At 50.1% G+C, this 15,734-nt stretch carries 12 protein-coding genes and 2 riboswitches; all 12 genes read right to left on the bottom strand.

Annotated elements, in window-relative coordinates:
- Positions 1–5 precede the first annotated feature (5 nt).
- Positions 6–566 (bottom strand): cob(I)yrinic acid a,c-diamide adenosyltransferase, encoded by a 561-nt coding sequence (gene cobO / locus SPSPH_RS03500; RefSeq protein ID WP_075753291.1) that lies wholly within the window; start codon positions 564–566, stop codon positions 6–8.
- Positions 559–756, bottom strand: a complete 198-nt coding sequence (locus SPSPH_RS03495; RefSeq protein WP_075753289.1) for a hypothetical protein — start codon at positions 754–756, stop codon at positions 559–561. Before SPSPH_RS03495 ends, cobO begins: the two co-directional genes overlap by 8 nt.
- A gap of 29 nt (positions 757–785) precedes the next feature.
- A complete protein-coding gene (locus SPSPH_RS03490; RefSeq protein ID WP_075753287.1) occupies positions 786–2,081 on the bottom strand; it encodes a nitrogenase component 1 in 1,296 nt (431 codons plus the stop codon).
- A complete protein-coding gene (locus tag SPSPH_RS03485; RefSeq protein WP_083945375.1) occupies positions 2,074–3,375 on the bottom strand; it encodes a nitrogenase component 1 in 1,302 nt (433 codons plus the stop codon). Before SPSPH_RS03485 ends, SPSPH_RS03490 begins: the two co-directional genes overlap by 8 nt.
- Entirely contained in the window at positions 3,362–4,177 is an 816-nt protein-coding gene (locus SPSPH_RS03480; protein WP_075753285.1) for an AAA family ATPase, read from the bottom strand. The genes SPSPH_RS03485 and SPSPH_RS03480 overlap by 14 nt, the downstream gene beginning before the upstream one ends.
- Before the next feature lie 363 nt (positions 4,178–4,540).
- Positions 4,541–4,722: riboswitch (cobalamin riboswitch) on the bottom strand.
- Positions 4,723–4,905: 183 nt separating this feature from the next.
- Positions 4,906–5,640 carry an ABC transporter permease gene (locus tag SPSPH_RS03475; RefSeq protein ID WP_075753283.1) on the bottom strand — a complete coding sequence of 245 codons (735 nt, stop codon included), beginning with the start codon at positions 5,638–5,640 and terminating at the stop codon, positions 4,906–4,908.
- Entirely contained in the window at positions 5,640–6,407 is a 768-nt protein-coding gene (locus tag SPSPH_RS03470; protein WP_233138642.1) for an ABC transporter ATP-binding protein, read from the bottom strand. The genes SPSPH_RS03475 and SPSPH_RS03470 overlap by 1 nt, the downstream gene beginning before the upstream one ends.
- Positions 6,408–6,619: 212 nt before the next feature.
- Positions 6,620–8,566, bottom strand: coding sequence for a TonB-dependent receptor plug domain-containing protein (locus SPSPH_RS03465; protein WP_075753281.1), 1,947 nt, complete (start codon positions 8,564–8,566; stop codon positions 6,620–6,622).
- Between the two features lie 24 nt (positions 8,567–8,590).
- Entirely contained in the window at positions 8,591–12,313 is a 3,723-nt protein-coding gene (gene cobN, locus SPSPH_RS03460) for a cobaltochelatase subunit CobN (RefSeq protein WP_075753279.1), read from the bottom strand.
- A gap of 30 nt (positions 12,314–12,343) precedes the next feature.
- The gene (locus tag SPSPH_RS03455; protein ID WP_075753277.1) at positions 12,344–13,378 is read right to left on the bottom strand and encodes a FecCD family ABC transporter permease; all 1,035 of its coding nucleotides are present in this window, start codon (positions 13,376–13,378) and stop codon (positions 12,344–12,346) included.
- A 36-nt stretch (positions 13,379–13,414) separates the two neighbouring features.
- Positions 13,415–14,401, bottom strand: a complete 987-nt coding sequence (locus SPSPH_RS03450) for an ABC transporter substrate-binding protein (protein WP_083945374.1) — start codon at positions 14,399–14,401, stop codon at positions 13,415–13,417.
- Between the two features lie 245 nt (positions 14,402–14,646).
- Positions 14,647–14,831: riboswitch (cobalamin riboswitch) on the bottom strand.
- Positions 14,832–14,960: 129 nt separating this feature from the next.
- Entirely contained in the window at positions 14,961–15,731 is a 771-nt protein-coding gene (locus SPSPH_RS03445) for an acyl-CoA dehydratase activase (protein ID WP_075753275.1), read from the bottom strand.
- Positions 15,732–15,734: the final 3 nt, after the last annotated feature.

Here is a 15,734-nt window from a genome sequence, read left to right as displayed (position 1 = left end):
GCCAGTTAAAATTCAATACCCTTTTGCGCCCTGATTCCCTGTTTATATGGGTGCTTAATTTCTCCCATTTCGGTTACCAAATCGGCTTTATCAATGATTTCCTTACACGCGCTGCGGCCGGTAAGCACCAGGTGCAGATAATCCGGCTTTGCAGCTATCAATTCCAGTACTTCATCCACCGGAAGCAGCCCATAGCCAAGAGCGTAGTTAATCTCATCCAGGATAATCATCCCCCACGCTCCGGACATGATTTCCTGTCTGGCATCCTCCAGGGCTTCTTTGGATGCCTGCATATGATCGGCTCTTTCATCATCGGCACTATTTCTTACAAATCCTTCACCCATTTGGCGGATAACAAAATCCGCGCCCATTCGTTCGGCAGCCTGCAATTCGCCATAGGTCCAATTGCCTTTAATAAATTGTAATACGAGCACCCGGAGCCCCTGGCCCCAGGCCCGCATACCCAGCCCCAAAGCCGCTGTTGTTTTTCCTTTGCCGTTTCCGGTATTTACAATAACTAAGCCTTTAGTGTCTGCCATACTGACAATACTCCTTTTTCTATGCATAAACATTCATTCTCCGTTGCCAAAAATCAATCATCTGCCTGGCTTTAAAACACCCGCTTGCGTATCTTGCCGCATCCGGTTGCTTGAAAACAACAAAATAAAGAACTGCTTTATCCTCGACTGCCCTATCCTCCTGCTCAGAGGGATGTGCATGATCATACGGCCAATTTTCAGGAATATATTGTAACATATTTTTTCCCCTCCTTGTACAGTTTATTTTTACTTACGCCGTTGACAAAAAGTAATATACTGATTCCAAAGCCGTTCCAGCATATAGCAGGCTCCCTGCAACCCCATAAATGGCCGGTCGCTTAAAATGACTTCATCATATACCGGCAGCGCAATATTCTGGCAAACCACATTAGGCACCAGCTTTTGCTGCAATATGGCCTTTTCATTGCTGCCGGCCAGCAATAATCCACCCTCCAGCTCTGCCAGCAGCTGCTCCGTGACCTGACTGTCGCCGCCGGCCTCTATAAGGGTATCAATGCAATCCGGCACAGTATAAGCCGGAATTTGACCATAGGCCATGACAGTCAGCCGGCCTGTATCCAGCCACTCGGTACGGACAGCCTCGGCCATGGCTACAGCCGCAGAACCCGGTGCGGCAAGGAGCGTTTTTTCAAACCACATATCGCCCCAGACCCGCTGCATTTCCAGAGTACTTGCCTGAATTTTCCGCTCCAGGCCGCTGATTTCCTGCCAAACCTTGCGCAAATCACCGGCACCGCCTGTCGCATAGTGCCGCAAGCTTTGCAGCCAGGCCAGCGACCCCTGCAAACCATAAGGCGGCGGCAAAGATACATAAGGCATACCATACTGCTCATTAAGCTGTTTGGCCAGGTCAAGACCCAATTCCTCATGGACAACAATGTTGAGCGACGCGCCGGTCATGCCGCTTATAACCTGGGTGCTGCTGCCTGCTCCCGGACAAGCCAGCACTTCATAGCCTGCCAGTTTAAGCATACGTTTCAATTCCTGAACATCATTATCGGCATTGTAGTAGCCAACCGTGCAGCCCAGCAGATTGACAGTACCGGGCCGTATCGCCCCCGGACGGCTTAGCGGCAGCTGCTCCAGATACGCTCCCGCAGCAGCGCGGTAGCCTGCGGCAAAGCCGCCGGCCAGTCCGCCGCTGTCCACACAGACCACCGGGCAAGATAAATCCGCCTGTCTGGCAATGCCCGCGATATCATCGCCAATCAAGCTGACAGAGCAGCTATTTTCTATCAATACAACCGACGGCCGGGCCTGCTGGCGAATGATAGCCAAGGTTTCCAGCAAACATTCCTCAGTACCATAGACAACCGCATGATTATCAGCCTGGGTGCAGTAAAATTGTGAACTGACCGCCGGACACTGCCTTTCCAGATAGCGCAGCGCATAAAAATAACACCACATGGGGCCATTGGCCACCAATACAGCATCAGGAATACCGGCAAAGAAAGCGGCTACGCCGGTGAGCGCGCAGGCTTCCACCAAAGTCCGCGCATCTGACCACTGACTATTACACATACATAATTCCTCCCCGTCGGTCATGACGCTGCGCCAGGCGCACCAGCTTAGTCATCAGGGCAGTAACGCCCCCTACCCCGGCCAGCGGCAGCAAGGGCAGAAAGAGCTGCTTTTTCCTGGCTGCTACAGTCAACTCATGCGTGGTCACAACAATATCTGCTGTTTCAACTATGCCTTTTCCCTCTGCCTGAGAAAAACAGGGTATGCCGGTTTGCTGCTTCAGTTCCTGATATAAATCAAGCTGCTGGTCCTTGCTCAACACATCATCCAGCACCACAATGCCTGCCAAATTCAGCTTATACAAAGAAAATAACTCCAGTACCCAGGCCGGATCAAAATACAGCAGCGGCCGTCCGAGATACAATACAATCCGCTTATCCTGCAACTGGCTGCTATACTCAGCGATATGCCGGTTTAACCGCTCCGCCTCCTGCTTAATGGCAGCTTCAGCCTGCTGCTGCCGGTTGAGAAACCGGCCTAAGTTCGTCAGCCATAAAACCGTCGCCTGCCAGCCTGCCGGATAATCCCCGTCAAAAGCAGGCACTCCCAGCATCTCCTCCAGTTCCTGCCCCAGCTTGCACATCCAGGGATTGGACTGTCTTGTTCCGCTAAGCGGTACTGTCAGTGCGGTAAACGGCACCCGTCTTATATCCTCCAGCGAAGCATATGCCGGAAAATGACAATACACTTTTAGGCTAAAATAGCCCAGCAAACGTTTAATTTCCTGCACATCCATGCCATTGGGGCCGCCGCGGTCACCCAAGAGAGTTACCGTATTAACCACCTTTGGCTGGGCAATCATAAAGCGCTCTGCCAGTGTTTTTCCGGCATGATAAAACCCGGCATAATAGTCGCCGTCCAGGTAACCATAACAGGGAACAGACATCACCGGTATGCCCAGAGCCGCCTCTGCCTCGCCTGCCACCGCAGCCGTATCATCACCAATTACGCCGGCCACACAGGAATTGGCAATCAAAATATAGGCCGGCTTGTACCTTTCGGCTGCATATTCAATACATTCCCTGAGTAAGCCGGCCCCACCGAAAATCGAATGCTCTTCCGTCAGCCCGCTGATGATCAGTGGTGCCGAGTACTGCTCCGGCATAAATTGCCGCTTTGCCAGTGAACGGAAATGCATTCCCAAATCCATTTCCCGGCCGATATGCCCGCAGGCTTTGGGACTATGGTAAATAACAAGCGCGCCTTCATTGTGGGAAACGGCGCGCCACACGCCCGGCATCGCACAGCTGTAACCCCGTTTGCGGGCTGTTTTCGCCCGTTTATTCATCACCATAGTCAAGCACCAGCTCCTCTAATTCTGCAAAGGACATGGGGGTCGGCACACTCAGCGCCGTATTCTCACAAATAAAACCGGCTAACTGACGGTAAATCGCCGCCTGTGGCGAGTCTGCCGCAAATTCGATGACTGTTTTACGATGAATTTCCGCTTTATTAACGGTACGATCCCTGGGAATATAGGCAACTAAAGAAGTATGCAGCCGTTTGGCAAATTCCTCAAGCAATGCCTGCTCATTAGCAATGCCGCGGCTATTGCCGATAATGCCGCCAAGCCGCACCGCCCCCCGGGCAGCATAGCGGGCCACCCCTTTGGCAATATTATTGGCCGCATAGAGTGACATGAGTTCACCGGAAGATACAATGTAAATATCGCTGGCATAGCCTTCCCGTATGGGTACGGCAAAGCCGCCGCACACCACATCTCCCAGTACATCGTACAGAATAATGGCATCTTCGGGCAAAGCCTGCAAGGCTTTTAGCTTTTCCAATGCCACAATTATGCCGCGTCCGGCGCAGCCTACTCCTGGCTCGGGCCCTCCGGCCTCGATACACTGTACGCCGCCAAAGCCGCTATGTACCAAGTCCTCGGTCCTGACTTCCTCCCCATATTGCTTAACCATATCCAATACCGTCTGTGAACAAACCTTCCCTAATAAAAGGCGGGTGGAATCATTTTTGGGATCACAGCCAATTTGGCAAACTCTGTGTCCCATTTCCGCCAGTGCGGCCGATACATTGGCGGCTGTCGTCGACTTGCCGATGCCGCCCTTGCCGTAAAAGGCAATCTTTTTTTGCATATGCCTTATCCGCTCCTTGTTTTATCAATTCATAAAGAAAACACGGTTTACACCAAGCTTTTGGCGGCGCGGAAGCCGCTGTTGCCTTTATCCTGCTTTTAAAAAAGTTATATACTTTCTGTTAGGAAAAAAAAGCGCGGGTCATAATAGACCCGCAAAAGCATGAAGGAGTTAGAAGAAATGGCAACTAAATAAGAAACTCCCGGTCGCCATGGCAGCCGGGAGAATTCTACAGCATAAATCCAAATAAAAACTCCTGGTCTATGACCAGGAGCAAATTCAGCAAGGCAACACAACTCACTTGGAATACATTCCAAATAAGCTAGTGCAACTGTAATCTCCTCCCCATCACTCGTGGGTAAAACGGCGATCTTTAGACAGGCAGTTCTCCTGGCTCTGGCTCATAGCTTGCCCAAACCTTCCCGAGACCTTCGTCCCAGTGGCATACCTTGGGTTCACTCCCCATTACAGTGGCGGGACCGCGCCGGCATTACACCGGTCTTCCCTATTAAGCCCTTGCGGGCACCTGGCTCATCAATATACAATTTTCAATAAACACAAATACATTATGCTACTACTATAGTATATTGCCTGGCAGGTTTTGTCAAGCGAATTCTACCGTGGGACAAAGACCTGGGACAAGGGGACAGGTCCCTTGTCCCAGGTCGCAGACTGCCCGGTGGTTCAAACAAACAATTCACCCGCTCCGGGTCAACCTTTTCCCAGACCTACTCACTATACCGGCTGTACAGCCACACACTCCAGGTAAAAAAGCAACCAGTCAGTACTATCAGCGTGCCTGCCGCCCATACGGCCCCGCTATTCCAGCCAGGTGCCCGCAACAGGGCATTAAGCGTACCAATGGGCGATAACTGGGCAACTGCAGCCAGCCAGGGCGGCAGATTGTGCAACGGAAAAAACGAACCGCCAAAAAATATCATCGGCGTAATAAAAAAATTATTAATCAGCGAAACATCGTCAGGATGCTTAACAAGCATGCCTACAACCACCCCCATGGCGGCAAAGCAGCAAGAACCCAGAATAAGGCCGGCAACAGCCAGGACATTTAACCCGCCTACCCCAAAAGCACCCCAGGCAATGACAAAAACCAGGCTGCCAAAAAATATTCCCCGCACCGAACCTGCTGCTATGATTCCCAAAACCACTTCCCAGGCAGCTACCGGACTTAAAACCACACTTTGAAAATTTCGGAAATACAGCCGTCCTGTACTCACAGAGGATGCGGTCTGTTGAAAAGAGTTTAACAACACAGTGACACCCATAATACCTTTGGCCAGAAACGGTAAATAGCCGCCATCCACATTCACTCTGCCGCCTAACCCCAGTCCAAAAGAAAACAGATAAATAAAGGGAAAAACAATAGTGGAAAATACGTAGCCCATTCTGCCGATTTTCTTCCACAGTATAATCATTTCCCGCCAATATACGGCATACCAGCCCATCAGCCATCGCCTTCCTTAGCCAGTTTGATAAACATGGTCTCAAGCGCTCCGCTTGCCTGGCCCTTGCCTGTCCGATGTTTAATGCCTGCCGGTGTATCCAGCAAAGCAAGACGGCCGGAACGCAGCATAGCCACCTGCTCACAGAGCTGCTCGGCTTCCTCCATATAGTGTGTTGTCAATATTATGCTTTTGCCTTCACTGGTTAAAAGGCGTACAATACTCCACAATTCCTGGCGGATGTCAGGATCAAGTCCCACTGTTGGCTCGTCCAGCAGCAGCAGCTCGGGCTCAGGCAGCAGAGCCCTGGCAATCAGTGTCCGTCGTGCGGTCCCCCCTGACAGCACCCCCACCTTTATATGCCGGCTTTGCTCTAAATTAAACTTTGTCAAAACCTCTTCCAGCCGGTGTTTAAGCCGCTCCACCCCAAAAAGCCTGCCGTAAACCAGCAAAACCTCTTCCACTGTCAAATCCCGTTCCAAGTTATTCTCCTGCGGCACCAAGCCGACTAGTTTTTTAGTAGCGAGCGGTTCCATCAGCCTATCAATCCCAAAAATCCGCACCGATCCGCTCGTAGCGCGCGTCAAACCGGCAATCATCTTCATTACCGTCGATTTACCCGCGCCATTAGGACCAAGCAGGCCGAATATCTTCCCTTGCGGTATTGTCAGCGACAAATTATCAACAATTTTTCGTCCGTCATATATCTTAGTCAGTCCTGTTAACTCCACAGCATAATCAAAACCTGATAACTTCTCCGACATTTTCATCAACTACTTTCCTTACTCTCGAATCTTCTCCAGGCAAATTTTTGAAACATGTATGCCAAGCAGAAAAAAAGCGCGGGTCATAATAGACCCGCTACGCGGGACAAGGGGACAGGTCCCTTGTCCCAGCAAAAAGAAAATCCAGACAAATTTTCCACCCTTGAGGGCAGGTTTCAGCTTGTTTTTTTATTCGCAACTATTTATTACTCACAAGGCTAAAAAGTATAGTTATAGCTCAGTGCCCAGTTAAAAGGCAGATCCAGATTCTCATATTTGTTCACAGAGTTATTACGGTCAAGGATATTGTACAAATTCAGAATCACCGACTGATTGCGTTCCGGCTGATATCTAATCATGGCGTTTAACTGTACACGATCCGGAATATCGCTGATGTTGCCGTTGATTTTGTAATAACTTTCTTCCCGGTCGCCCAGGAATAAGAAATTAACATTTGTCAGCCATTTTTCCTGATTGTAGGTTATACCCGCGGTTGTCTGTATTCTGCTGTTACACTGCTCCCAGGAGCCATTTTCATTATTTTCCGGATTGGAATAACTAAATCCCAAATTGTATTTCCAGTTATTGTTAAGAATTTTTACATATTCCAATTCCATACCGGTATTGCGGAAGTTCCCGGCATTAGCCATATAATCGGTTTTGTCGGGATTCTTTTTCCAGACAAACTGGTCCTTGATATCCATATGATAAAGAGCTGCTTTGAACGATTGATTATTGTCAATGATTTTTATCCCTGTTTCATAGTTCCAGCCTTGCTGCGGTTTTAGCCTGTTAAAATCAGTACTTTGTTTGGAAAAATACTGGTTTAGCGCCGGCATCTGAAAGGATTTGCCAATATTGGTATACCAGGACGTATTGTCATTGATCTTATATAATGTCTGGATTTGCGGTAAAAAGACGTTTTTGTCGGTAGCATAGTCTTTAATAACATTTTCCCGCAGGCCTAAGGTTGTACTGAATTCAGGGTTAATATTATAGGTATAAGCTCCATAGACAGCAAAACTGTTGCGCAGCGCATTATTATATTTGACTGCAGTATTGCCGGGCAGACCGTTATAATGCTCCCGTGCCAGGGTAACGCCGGCAATCAGTGTGTCACGGTCATCTCTCAGTTTCCAGGCCTTTTGATTGTCCCAGTTTATGCCGTACATATTGTATCGTTCGCTAATGCCCCAGTCGCCGGTATCATAGTCATATTTGTCGCCAAAGGCATGTCGTTTATTAAACGACAGAACCGACTTAAAATTATCGTCTTTGTTGTCATAACTGAGATTTAGATTATTGCGGACATCATCATATTTATATAACATATAGCGGGAACCGTCTGTATTATACCGTGGACGGTTAGATTGCAGGTCAGTATAGGACCAGTTAAAATTGAGTTCATCACTTAACTGAGTTGTAAAGTAAAAGCTATCCTTCGTGCCTTTATCCAGGCCATAAGGCTGGACTAGTGCATTGTCTTTTTTGGAGGTAAGATTATCTCTTGAAGTTCTGTCAACGGCGGCAATATACTCCCGTTTCAGATAAATTGCGCTATTGCCGAACTCTGAGCTTACCGACCAGTTTTGATTATAATTGCCGCCGGTAATACCAATGGTATTCTGCTGACTGCTTCCCGGTTTTTTAGTAATAATGTTGACAACCCCGGCCAAAGCCTCCGAGCCGTACAGCGTAGAGCCGGCGCCTCTGATAACTTCAACTTTTTCCACCGCTTCCAGGGGAATGCCGTTGGAGCCGTTATAATTCAATAAATTGATGGGCGAGCCGTTAACCAGAATCAAGGCCCCCCTTTCCAAGCCGCGAATAATGGTTCTGCCAGCAGACATTCCATAGTCCGTCCCTGCCGGTCCAAACGAAATACTGTTAAAACCAATTGTATGCTCCAGAGCATCAAACACACTAATAGCGCCGGTTTCTTTCAATTCTGCGGCAGTAATAACTGTTACTGCCGCCGGTGTATTCAGATCCCTGGTTTCACTTCTTTGGGCCGTAACCACCACTGAGTCTAAACTGAAAGTCTCCGCCTCACTTTTGGCTGCCGCCAAAGCACCGCTGCCCGAAAAACATAGATAGTTAGCAACTAACAGACCTAAACACATCTTTTTCCATATAGCCTGCTTGGTAAGGTATTGTTTTTTCAATGTAAATCCCCTCTCAACATATTGTTATTGATCTGCGCGGTCTTCCAATTCGCCTTCAATGGAAAGATACAGGTTTTCCAGTTCTTTTTTGGTTTCCGGCTTGGCCTCCCACATGCCGCGGCGTTCCGCCTCCAGCAGTTTTTCAGCAATTCGTTGCAGAGCCCAGGGGTTAACCGCTGTCATCCATTCCTGCATCTTGCCGTCAAGGGCGAATTTTTCAGCCAGGTTTTCGTACATCCAGTCGCGCATCACCTCACTGGTTGCGTCCCAGCCATAGCAATGTCCTACCAGTGCCGCTAAGTCGGCCGCGCCTTTATAGCCATGCTTTTTCATGCTTTCGATAAACTTAGGGTTTAGCGATTCCCCACGCAGTACGCGCCGGAACTCCTCATCAAGGCTTTTCGTCTGGGTGTGGCTTTGATCAGCACTGTCGCCGATATAGCACCGCGGTGCCTTGCCGCGAATACTGCGAACAGCGGCGTTCATTCCGCCGCAATAAGCATTGAAATCATCAGAGTTAAGCAAGTGCACTTCATGATTGTCAATATTCTTGATGGTGATAGCCAATCTTCCTAGGTTCTGCCGGAACAGCCGGGGCAAAAACTCGCCCTGCTGCCGGGAGCCATAGGCATGTGCCCCCCAGCGCACATAAACATCGGCAATATCATGAATACTACTCCAGTTCTTAGCCTCTATGAGCGCAGCCACACCGGCGCCGTAACCGCCGGGCGGACAGCCGAAGATGCGGCAGCTTGCCTGTTGCCAGGCTGTCTTTTCATCCATGCCCTGACCGGCAAGGGCTGCACTGTCGGCCATAATATGCTTTTTGACAAAATTCATATCCTCCGGTTCATCCAGTCCGGCCACCAGCGCTGTCGCCTGTTCCATTAACTGAATGGCACTAAATAAGGTATCGCGAAACAATCCGCTTACTCGGGCCATAACATCAATCCGCGGACGCTTCAGTTCCTCAAGCTCAATAACTTCCAGGCCAATAACCCGTCTGCTGCCCTTTTGCCAGACAGGTCTTACTCCCATGAGGCAGAGCAGCTCGGCAATACATTGCCCGTTTGTCCGCATATTGGAATCAGACCATAACACAATGCCAATACTTTCCGGATACTCCCCTTCTTCAGTTATATAGCGGGTGATGACCTGGTCGGCCAGAGTCTGCCCGAGTTGCCAGGCAGTGGGAGTTGGCAGGTTATTGGGATCGACACCATAGAAATTTCGCCCTGTCGGCAGGATATCCGCCCGGCCGTTACTGGGCGCCCCGCCCGGTCCGGGTTCGACATATTCTCCGTTTAGCGCCCTGAGTGTATTGGTAATCTCGTGCACCGTGGCGGCCAGTTTTACCGACAGTTCCTGACAGATATACGTTAAAACAGCCTTCAATTCCTCAACCACAGTACCGGCAAGCTCAAGTGCTTGCACCTCCGGCAGCATGAAAACGGCTGCAATACCCTGCTCAGAAAACCCATTGTCCTGTAAACAAACAACAGCAGCTTTGCAGGTCGCCCAAATTTCATCAATTACACTGGCATAACTGCGGCTGCCGTCAGACAATAACTCGCCGCTTTTTTCAAGCAGTTGATAATAATCATAGCCGTATGCCGCCTTGGCAATCACCTGCGGCAATGACGGGACAGCCCCGTTATCCACCCGGGTAAGCGCCAGAATGAATTCGGTTAAAACTTCGTCCTGCGGCGCTTTGCCTAAAACATGCAGCCCTGTCCGTATTTGCATATGCTTTAAAGTTTCGAGATAGGCATGCACACGCAAAATATAGTCAGCCAGCGGCTGCCCGGTCTGTCTGGGCAAATCTTCCTCAAGATGCAATGCGGCTATTTTGCTTGCAAGCTGCTCGCCAACTAACGCGGCATTAGCTGGCTGTGTATCCTTATAATGTGCGTATTCCTGAAGCAGTTCCTCCAATTCTGCCAGTTCTTCATAGGTATCGGCATGACTCATCGGCGGGCAAAGATGTCCGATAAGACAGGCCGCGCCGCGCCGTTTGGCCTGAATCCCCTCGCCGACAATAGTAACATAATAAGGATAAATATTCGGTAAATCCTGCAAGGCCAGCTCAGGATAGCAGCAGTGCGACAGACCGGCATTTTTCCCCGGCAGCCACTCCAGCGAACCATGTGTGCCCACATGAATAACGGCATCAGCCTGCCAGACCTCCCTGATCCAGGCATAAAAAGCCAAATAGTGATGCGGCGGCGGACAGGTCGGTGAATGAATGATTTTATTCGGATCTTCGCCAAACCCCCGCGGCGGCTGCAGAGTAATCAGGATATTACCGTTCAGCCTTCCTGGAACAATCAGACTGTCATTGGCAAAAAACACATCCCCCGGCGGCAGCCCCCATTCTGCGGTCAACTCTTCCCTAACACTGGGGTCCAGACTGTCGAACCAGATCTTATAGTCGCCTTTACCGACTTTGCCAACCGCCTGCCCGATTTGTTCATCGGTCAGAAACCGCCGGTCATTAGTAACACCGGTCAGCAAATCCTCTAACAGTTGCCTGCCATTTGCCGGAAGGCTGTCGATATGATACCCCTTTGCTGCCATTACTCTCAGCAAAGCAGCCACACTTTCCGGTGAATCCAGTCCCTGCGCACTGCCGATACTGGCATTTGTCGGTGGATAATTGTGGAAAATAATGGCTATTTTTTTCTCTGCATTGCCGGAATAATGCAAACTGGCCCACTTTTTAGCCTTATCAGCCAGCGCCACAACCCGCTCCGACACCGGCAAATATCGGCTGATCCCCTGGCTGTCGGCTTCCTTGCCGGAAACTACCCCGCCATGAATCACCCCGTCAAATTCCGGCTGTACCACATTAACCGAAAGCTCAACCGGATTCATGCCGGTAAACCCTTGCCGCCACTCGCACTCGGGACGCAGCAAATTATACGCCTGAATAACAGGTACATTCAGACGGGTAAAAAAACCTGGCCGGTTCTGCCGGCTCAGCGTGAGCCCTACTTTAAAAGTATTGATTACAGCGGAAACAACAACTTGCCCCTGATGATAAAAAAACCGTTCCACCGCCTGGCTGATACCTGCCGCATTGAGCGCCTGGTTGTCCTCCCACAGGCCAAATACGGGCAGTGCGCCAAATCCCCGGACATCCAGTTCCCTGATAAGGGCGTCAATATAAGCCGTATCCTGCCATATCCAGGACTCACGCGAAAACAACAGGCCCACCAGCGGCCGGTTTTGAGGGCACAACGCTGCCAGATAATCGTCTGTCGCAAGCAAAACGGCCGGGGCTGCGGGGTGATAAATCCCCTGCCAGACAAGCTCCTGCGGCGGCTGGCACGCCCAGATTCCTCTGCCGGTTTTGTTTGCCAGCCTCAATAAGAAATTTTGATAGTTACTGCTGCCGCTGCACAGGATATAGTCACGAATTTGCTGTACTTCCCCGTCAGCAAAGCCGCTGATCGTGTTTGCCGCACTATCGGCAGTGGACATAAAGGCATATGCCGTTTTACCCTCATTCTTTAGAAAGGATAATGCCTTATTTGCCAGTTCGCACGGATAAACCGGGCCTTGCCACAGGAAAATAACAATATCACTTGCCTTAAGCAGAGCACTAACCTGCTTTGACCAGGCGGTAGAATCATCAAAATAAATACTCCGGATCTCCGGCAAACCAAGCGTTTTGGCAGCAAGATACGCTCCGGCCTGCTGCAGCATTTTGCATTGTCTTTCCACATTAGTAAAAATAGTTAGCATTGCAAAAACTCCTTTATTACCGGCCTGCTGTTACTGCTGCCTGTTCATTTTCCTTAACAAATACAAAAAATAGGGGACCCCCAGCAGCGCCGTCATAATACCTACACGAATTTCGGACGGACAAAGCAGCAGCCGTCCCAGGGTATCGCAAATCAATAAAAACATGCCGCCGGCTAGAGCGCTGCACGGCAGCAAGATACGGTGATCAGGGCCGATAATCAACCGCATAATATGCGGTATTACCAGACCGACAAACCCGATATTGCCGCTGACGCATACAGCCGTTGCCGTCGTTAGGGAAGCGATAGCCAGCAGCAGCAGCCTGAGCTGTGCAAGAGGCATCCCGACTGCCCTGGCTTCGGTTTCACCCAGTACGAGGATGTTGAGATGGCGCGACAGTGTAATCAGGGCGGCAACACCCAGGCTAACCGGCCAAAAAGCCAGATATACGTGCTCCCAGCGTCTAAAATCCAGACCGCCAACCATCCAGAACAGATATTGCTGCATTTTCTGTTCATTAATATAGGTCAGGATACCGGAAGTAATAGCACCCAGAATCATACTTATAGCCACACCTGCCAATAACAGCGGCAGTACCGGTATCTTTCCGTGGCGCATTACCAGAAAAACCGTGACCGCCACCGTGACCAGCGCACCGATAAAGGCAAACAGCGGCAAATAAAAAATATGTAGAAAGCCAATACCGGAGGCAATGGCAATCACCGCGCCGGCAGCCGCACCACTGGAAACGCCAATAATACCGGGGTCTGCCAAAGAGTTGCCAAAAACCCCTTGCATAACAGCGCCGGAGACGGCCAGCGCCGCCCCTACCATGAGGCCGGTTAAGGTTCGCGGCATCCGGATATGCCAAAGAATAGCCTGCTCATCTGGCGTAAAATCAAAGCCGCTAAATACCGGCACATACCATTGATAACCGATAACGGCAACCGCACCGGCTAGTGAAATATCAACTTGTCCAAGGGTAAGCGAAAGAATTATTACAAGAAAAAAAGATACCACCAATACCAGAACTTTACTTTGATTCCGTTGATACAGATTTGGCATAATAACCTTCTTTACAAAACGTACTTGCTGGCAGGACTAAAAAAGCTCCGGATAGGCTGTTCTCGCAAAAACCTCAATACTTATAACAACATGCTGCGAAGTGACATAGCGATACCTATCGGAAACCAGTTTCACCTGATTATTGCGCACGGCGGCGACATGCCGGAAAGCCGGGTCATTCATTATCTGCTGCCGGTAGGCTTGAACCCCGCTGTATCCGTCATAATTCCAGGTAGGCAACAGAAATATGTCTGGATTTATAGCCACAATCTGCTCTTTGGAAAGGCGATTTTCCCCCTGGCCGATACCGCCTTCCCGGAGAGCACCGTTTTTTATGCGGGCATAATTGAATATATCTGCCAGAAGATTGTTCTTATTGCCGATAACTCCGCTAAAATCAAACGCCATACCGCATTTTCTCTTATCCGGTGTAACCGGGGCTAACTTTTCTTCAAGCCGCTGCAGCGCTTCCTCCATCCGGTTTATGATACGCTGCCCGTTGTTTTCCTCGCCCACCACCCGGGCTAAATTCCCGACTTTGTGCTTTACTTCTTCCAGATTTTTGGGGCTTTTCGATATATACACCGGAATGCCGACCTCCCTGAGTGTCTGCAGCGCTTCCGGCCGAAGGGTGGAAGCGGCCGCCACGATCAGATCCGGCCTAAGCGCGATGAGCGCCTCGGCGTAGGGTAACGCCCGCTTTTTTACCTGAGCCGCCTGCCCGGCGGTAATAAACGTGATTTCCGGGTCGTCGGCCCACCGGCTGAACGCAAGAATCCTGTCCATGGCAACAAGCTCAACCAGCATTTCATCCGTGCCATAGGACAGCGATGCAATCCGCTGCGGCTTAGCTGCCAGCGTCATAGTATACCCGCTGTCGTCGGTTACAGTATAGCTTCCCTGAGAGTTTTGCACTTTGCCGCCTGTCTGCCTGGCGGGACAACCGGCCAGCAGCAGGCAAATAAGGCAAAGAAATACCAGGCTGGCGAGCCGCTTTATTTTTATAATTTCTAATAGCTGCATGAACCAATCAAACCTCTTTCACCATTGGTTTCCAATGGTTTGCACCTGACTGCGGACTATCTGCTCTCTATGGCACCAATAAGAAACTCCCGGCCATAACAGCCGGGAGGATTCTACAGCGTACACCAAATAAAACTCCTGGTCTAAGACCAGGAGTGAATTCAGCAAATCTACGCAGCCTCACTTAGAACCGTTCCAAGTCAGGCAAGCGCATTGTAATCTCCTCCCCATCACTCGTGGGTAAAACGGCGATCTTCAGACAGGCAGTTCTCCTGGCTCTGGATCATAGCTCTCCCAAACCTTCCCAAGACTCTCGTCCCAGTGGTATATCTTCGGGTTTGCTCCCCATTACAGTGGCGGGACCGCGCCGGTATTACACCGGACTTCCCTATTAAGCCCTCTACAGGGCACCTGACTTAGCTATATTCAATTCTTATTGAAACAACTTAGTTTATTTATTCCAATCTATCACCTTTTGTCAAGTATTGTCAAGTAAATCCCTCCAATTCCGCCTGCCATTGAAAAAGGAAGTGCCGGTAACAGAAAAACTATATAAGTCCTATCTTCGCAGCAAACAGGCCGCTCCATAGGCGACCGTGAACTGAGGATGGGGAAGAACATACACATCCCGGAGAAGTTCATCTTCGATTGCTACCGCCAGCCCGCCATTATTGGCTGATCCGCCGTCAAGGTACAGTTCATCGGCAAAGTCCTGATTTCCCATCATGCCGGCTATGCGTCTGGCTATTGATTCATGCAGCCCGCGGATGATGTTTTCCTTCTTTGTTCCTTTAGCGATAAGGGATACGATCTCACTTTCCGCAAATACCGCACAGGTACTGTTGAGGCTGACGGAAGCATCGGCCTTATCCGCTAAAGCCGCAAAATCATAAATGGACGTGTCCAGAATACGCCCGGCCATTTCGAAAAACCGTCCGGTCCCGGCCGCACATTTATCATTCATTTTAAAATCACTCAATTTGCCATCCTCGGCCAGCCGGATAATTTTTATGTCCTGACCGCCGATATTGATGACTGTGCGCGCTTTCCGGCCGCTTAACAAGTAAACGCCCCAGGCATTGGCAGAAACCTCATCGATAACGGTATGCGCATCGGCAATCAGATTTTTGCCGTAACCGGTGACCGAGATACCTTCCATGTCCTGGTTACTGATGGCAAGCTCCGCCAGTCCCTCATCCAGCAAGTTACGGGCCAAGGCTTCCTGGCCGGGAGCGGTCGGCACCGCTTTTTTCCAGATCAGCTCGGTGTCTTTGACGATCACTGCCTTGATGGCGGTGCTGCCGAGATCAATACCAATCTTATAACTCATAGC

This window comes from Sporomusa sphaeroides DSM 2875 (genome assembly GCF_001941975.2).
Classification (GTDB): domain Bacteria; phylum Bacillota; class Negativicutes; order Sporomusales; family Sporomusaceae; genus Sporomusa; species Sporomusa sphaeroides.
The sequence above is the reverse complement of the archived record's forward strand: the minus strand, read 5'-3'. Positions and strand labels throughout refer to the sequence as shown.

Bases quoted from the DNA above. Each gene is read 5' to 3' on its own strand.
- SPSPH_RS03455 (WP_075753277.1), bottom strand. From the start codon at position 13,378: ATGCCAAATCTGTATCAACGGAATCAAAGTAAAGTTCTGGTATTGGTG.
- SPSPH_RS03470 (WP_233138642.1), bottom strand. From the start codon at position 6,407: ATGAAAATGTCGGAGAAGTTATCAGGTTTTGATTATGCTGTGGAGTTA.
- SPSPH_RS03450 (WP_083945374.1), bottom strand. From the start codon at position 14,401: ATGCAGCTATTAGAAATTATAAAAATAAAGCGGCTCGCCAGCCTGGTA.
- SPSPH_RS03480 (WP_075753285.1), bottom strand. From the start codon at position 4,177: ATGCAAAAAAAGATTGCCTTTTACGGCAAGGGCGGCATCGGCAAGTCG.
- SPSPH_RS03495 (WP_075753289.1), bottom strand. From the start codon at position 756: ATGTTACAATATATTCCTGAAAATTGGCCGTATGATCATGCACATCCC.
- cobN (WP_075753279.1), bottom strand. From the start codon at position 12,313: ATGCTAACTATTTTTACTAATGTGGAAAGACAATGCAAAATGCTGCAG.
- SPSPH_RS03475 (WP_075753283.1), bottom strand. From the start codon at position 5,640: ATGGGCTGGTATGCCGTATATTGGCGGGAAATGATTATACTGTGGAAG.
- SPSPH_RS03490 (WP_075753287.1), bottom strand. From the start codon at position 2,081: ATGTGTAATAGTCAGTGGTCAGATGCGCGGACTTTGGTGGAAGCCTGC.
- SPSPH_RS03445 (WP_075753275.1), bottom strand. From the start codon at position 15,731: ATGAGTTATAAGATTGGTATTGATCTCGGCAGCACCGCCATCAAGGCA.
- SPSPH_RS03485 (WP_083945375.1), bottom strand. From the start codon at position 3,375: ATGGTGATGAATAAACGGGCGAAAACAGCCCGCAAACGGGGTTACAGC.
- cobO (WP_075753291.1), bottom strand. From the start codon at position 566: ATGCATAGAAAAAGGAGTATTGTCAGTATGGCAGACACTAAAGGCTTA.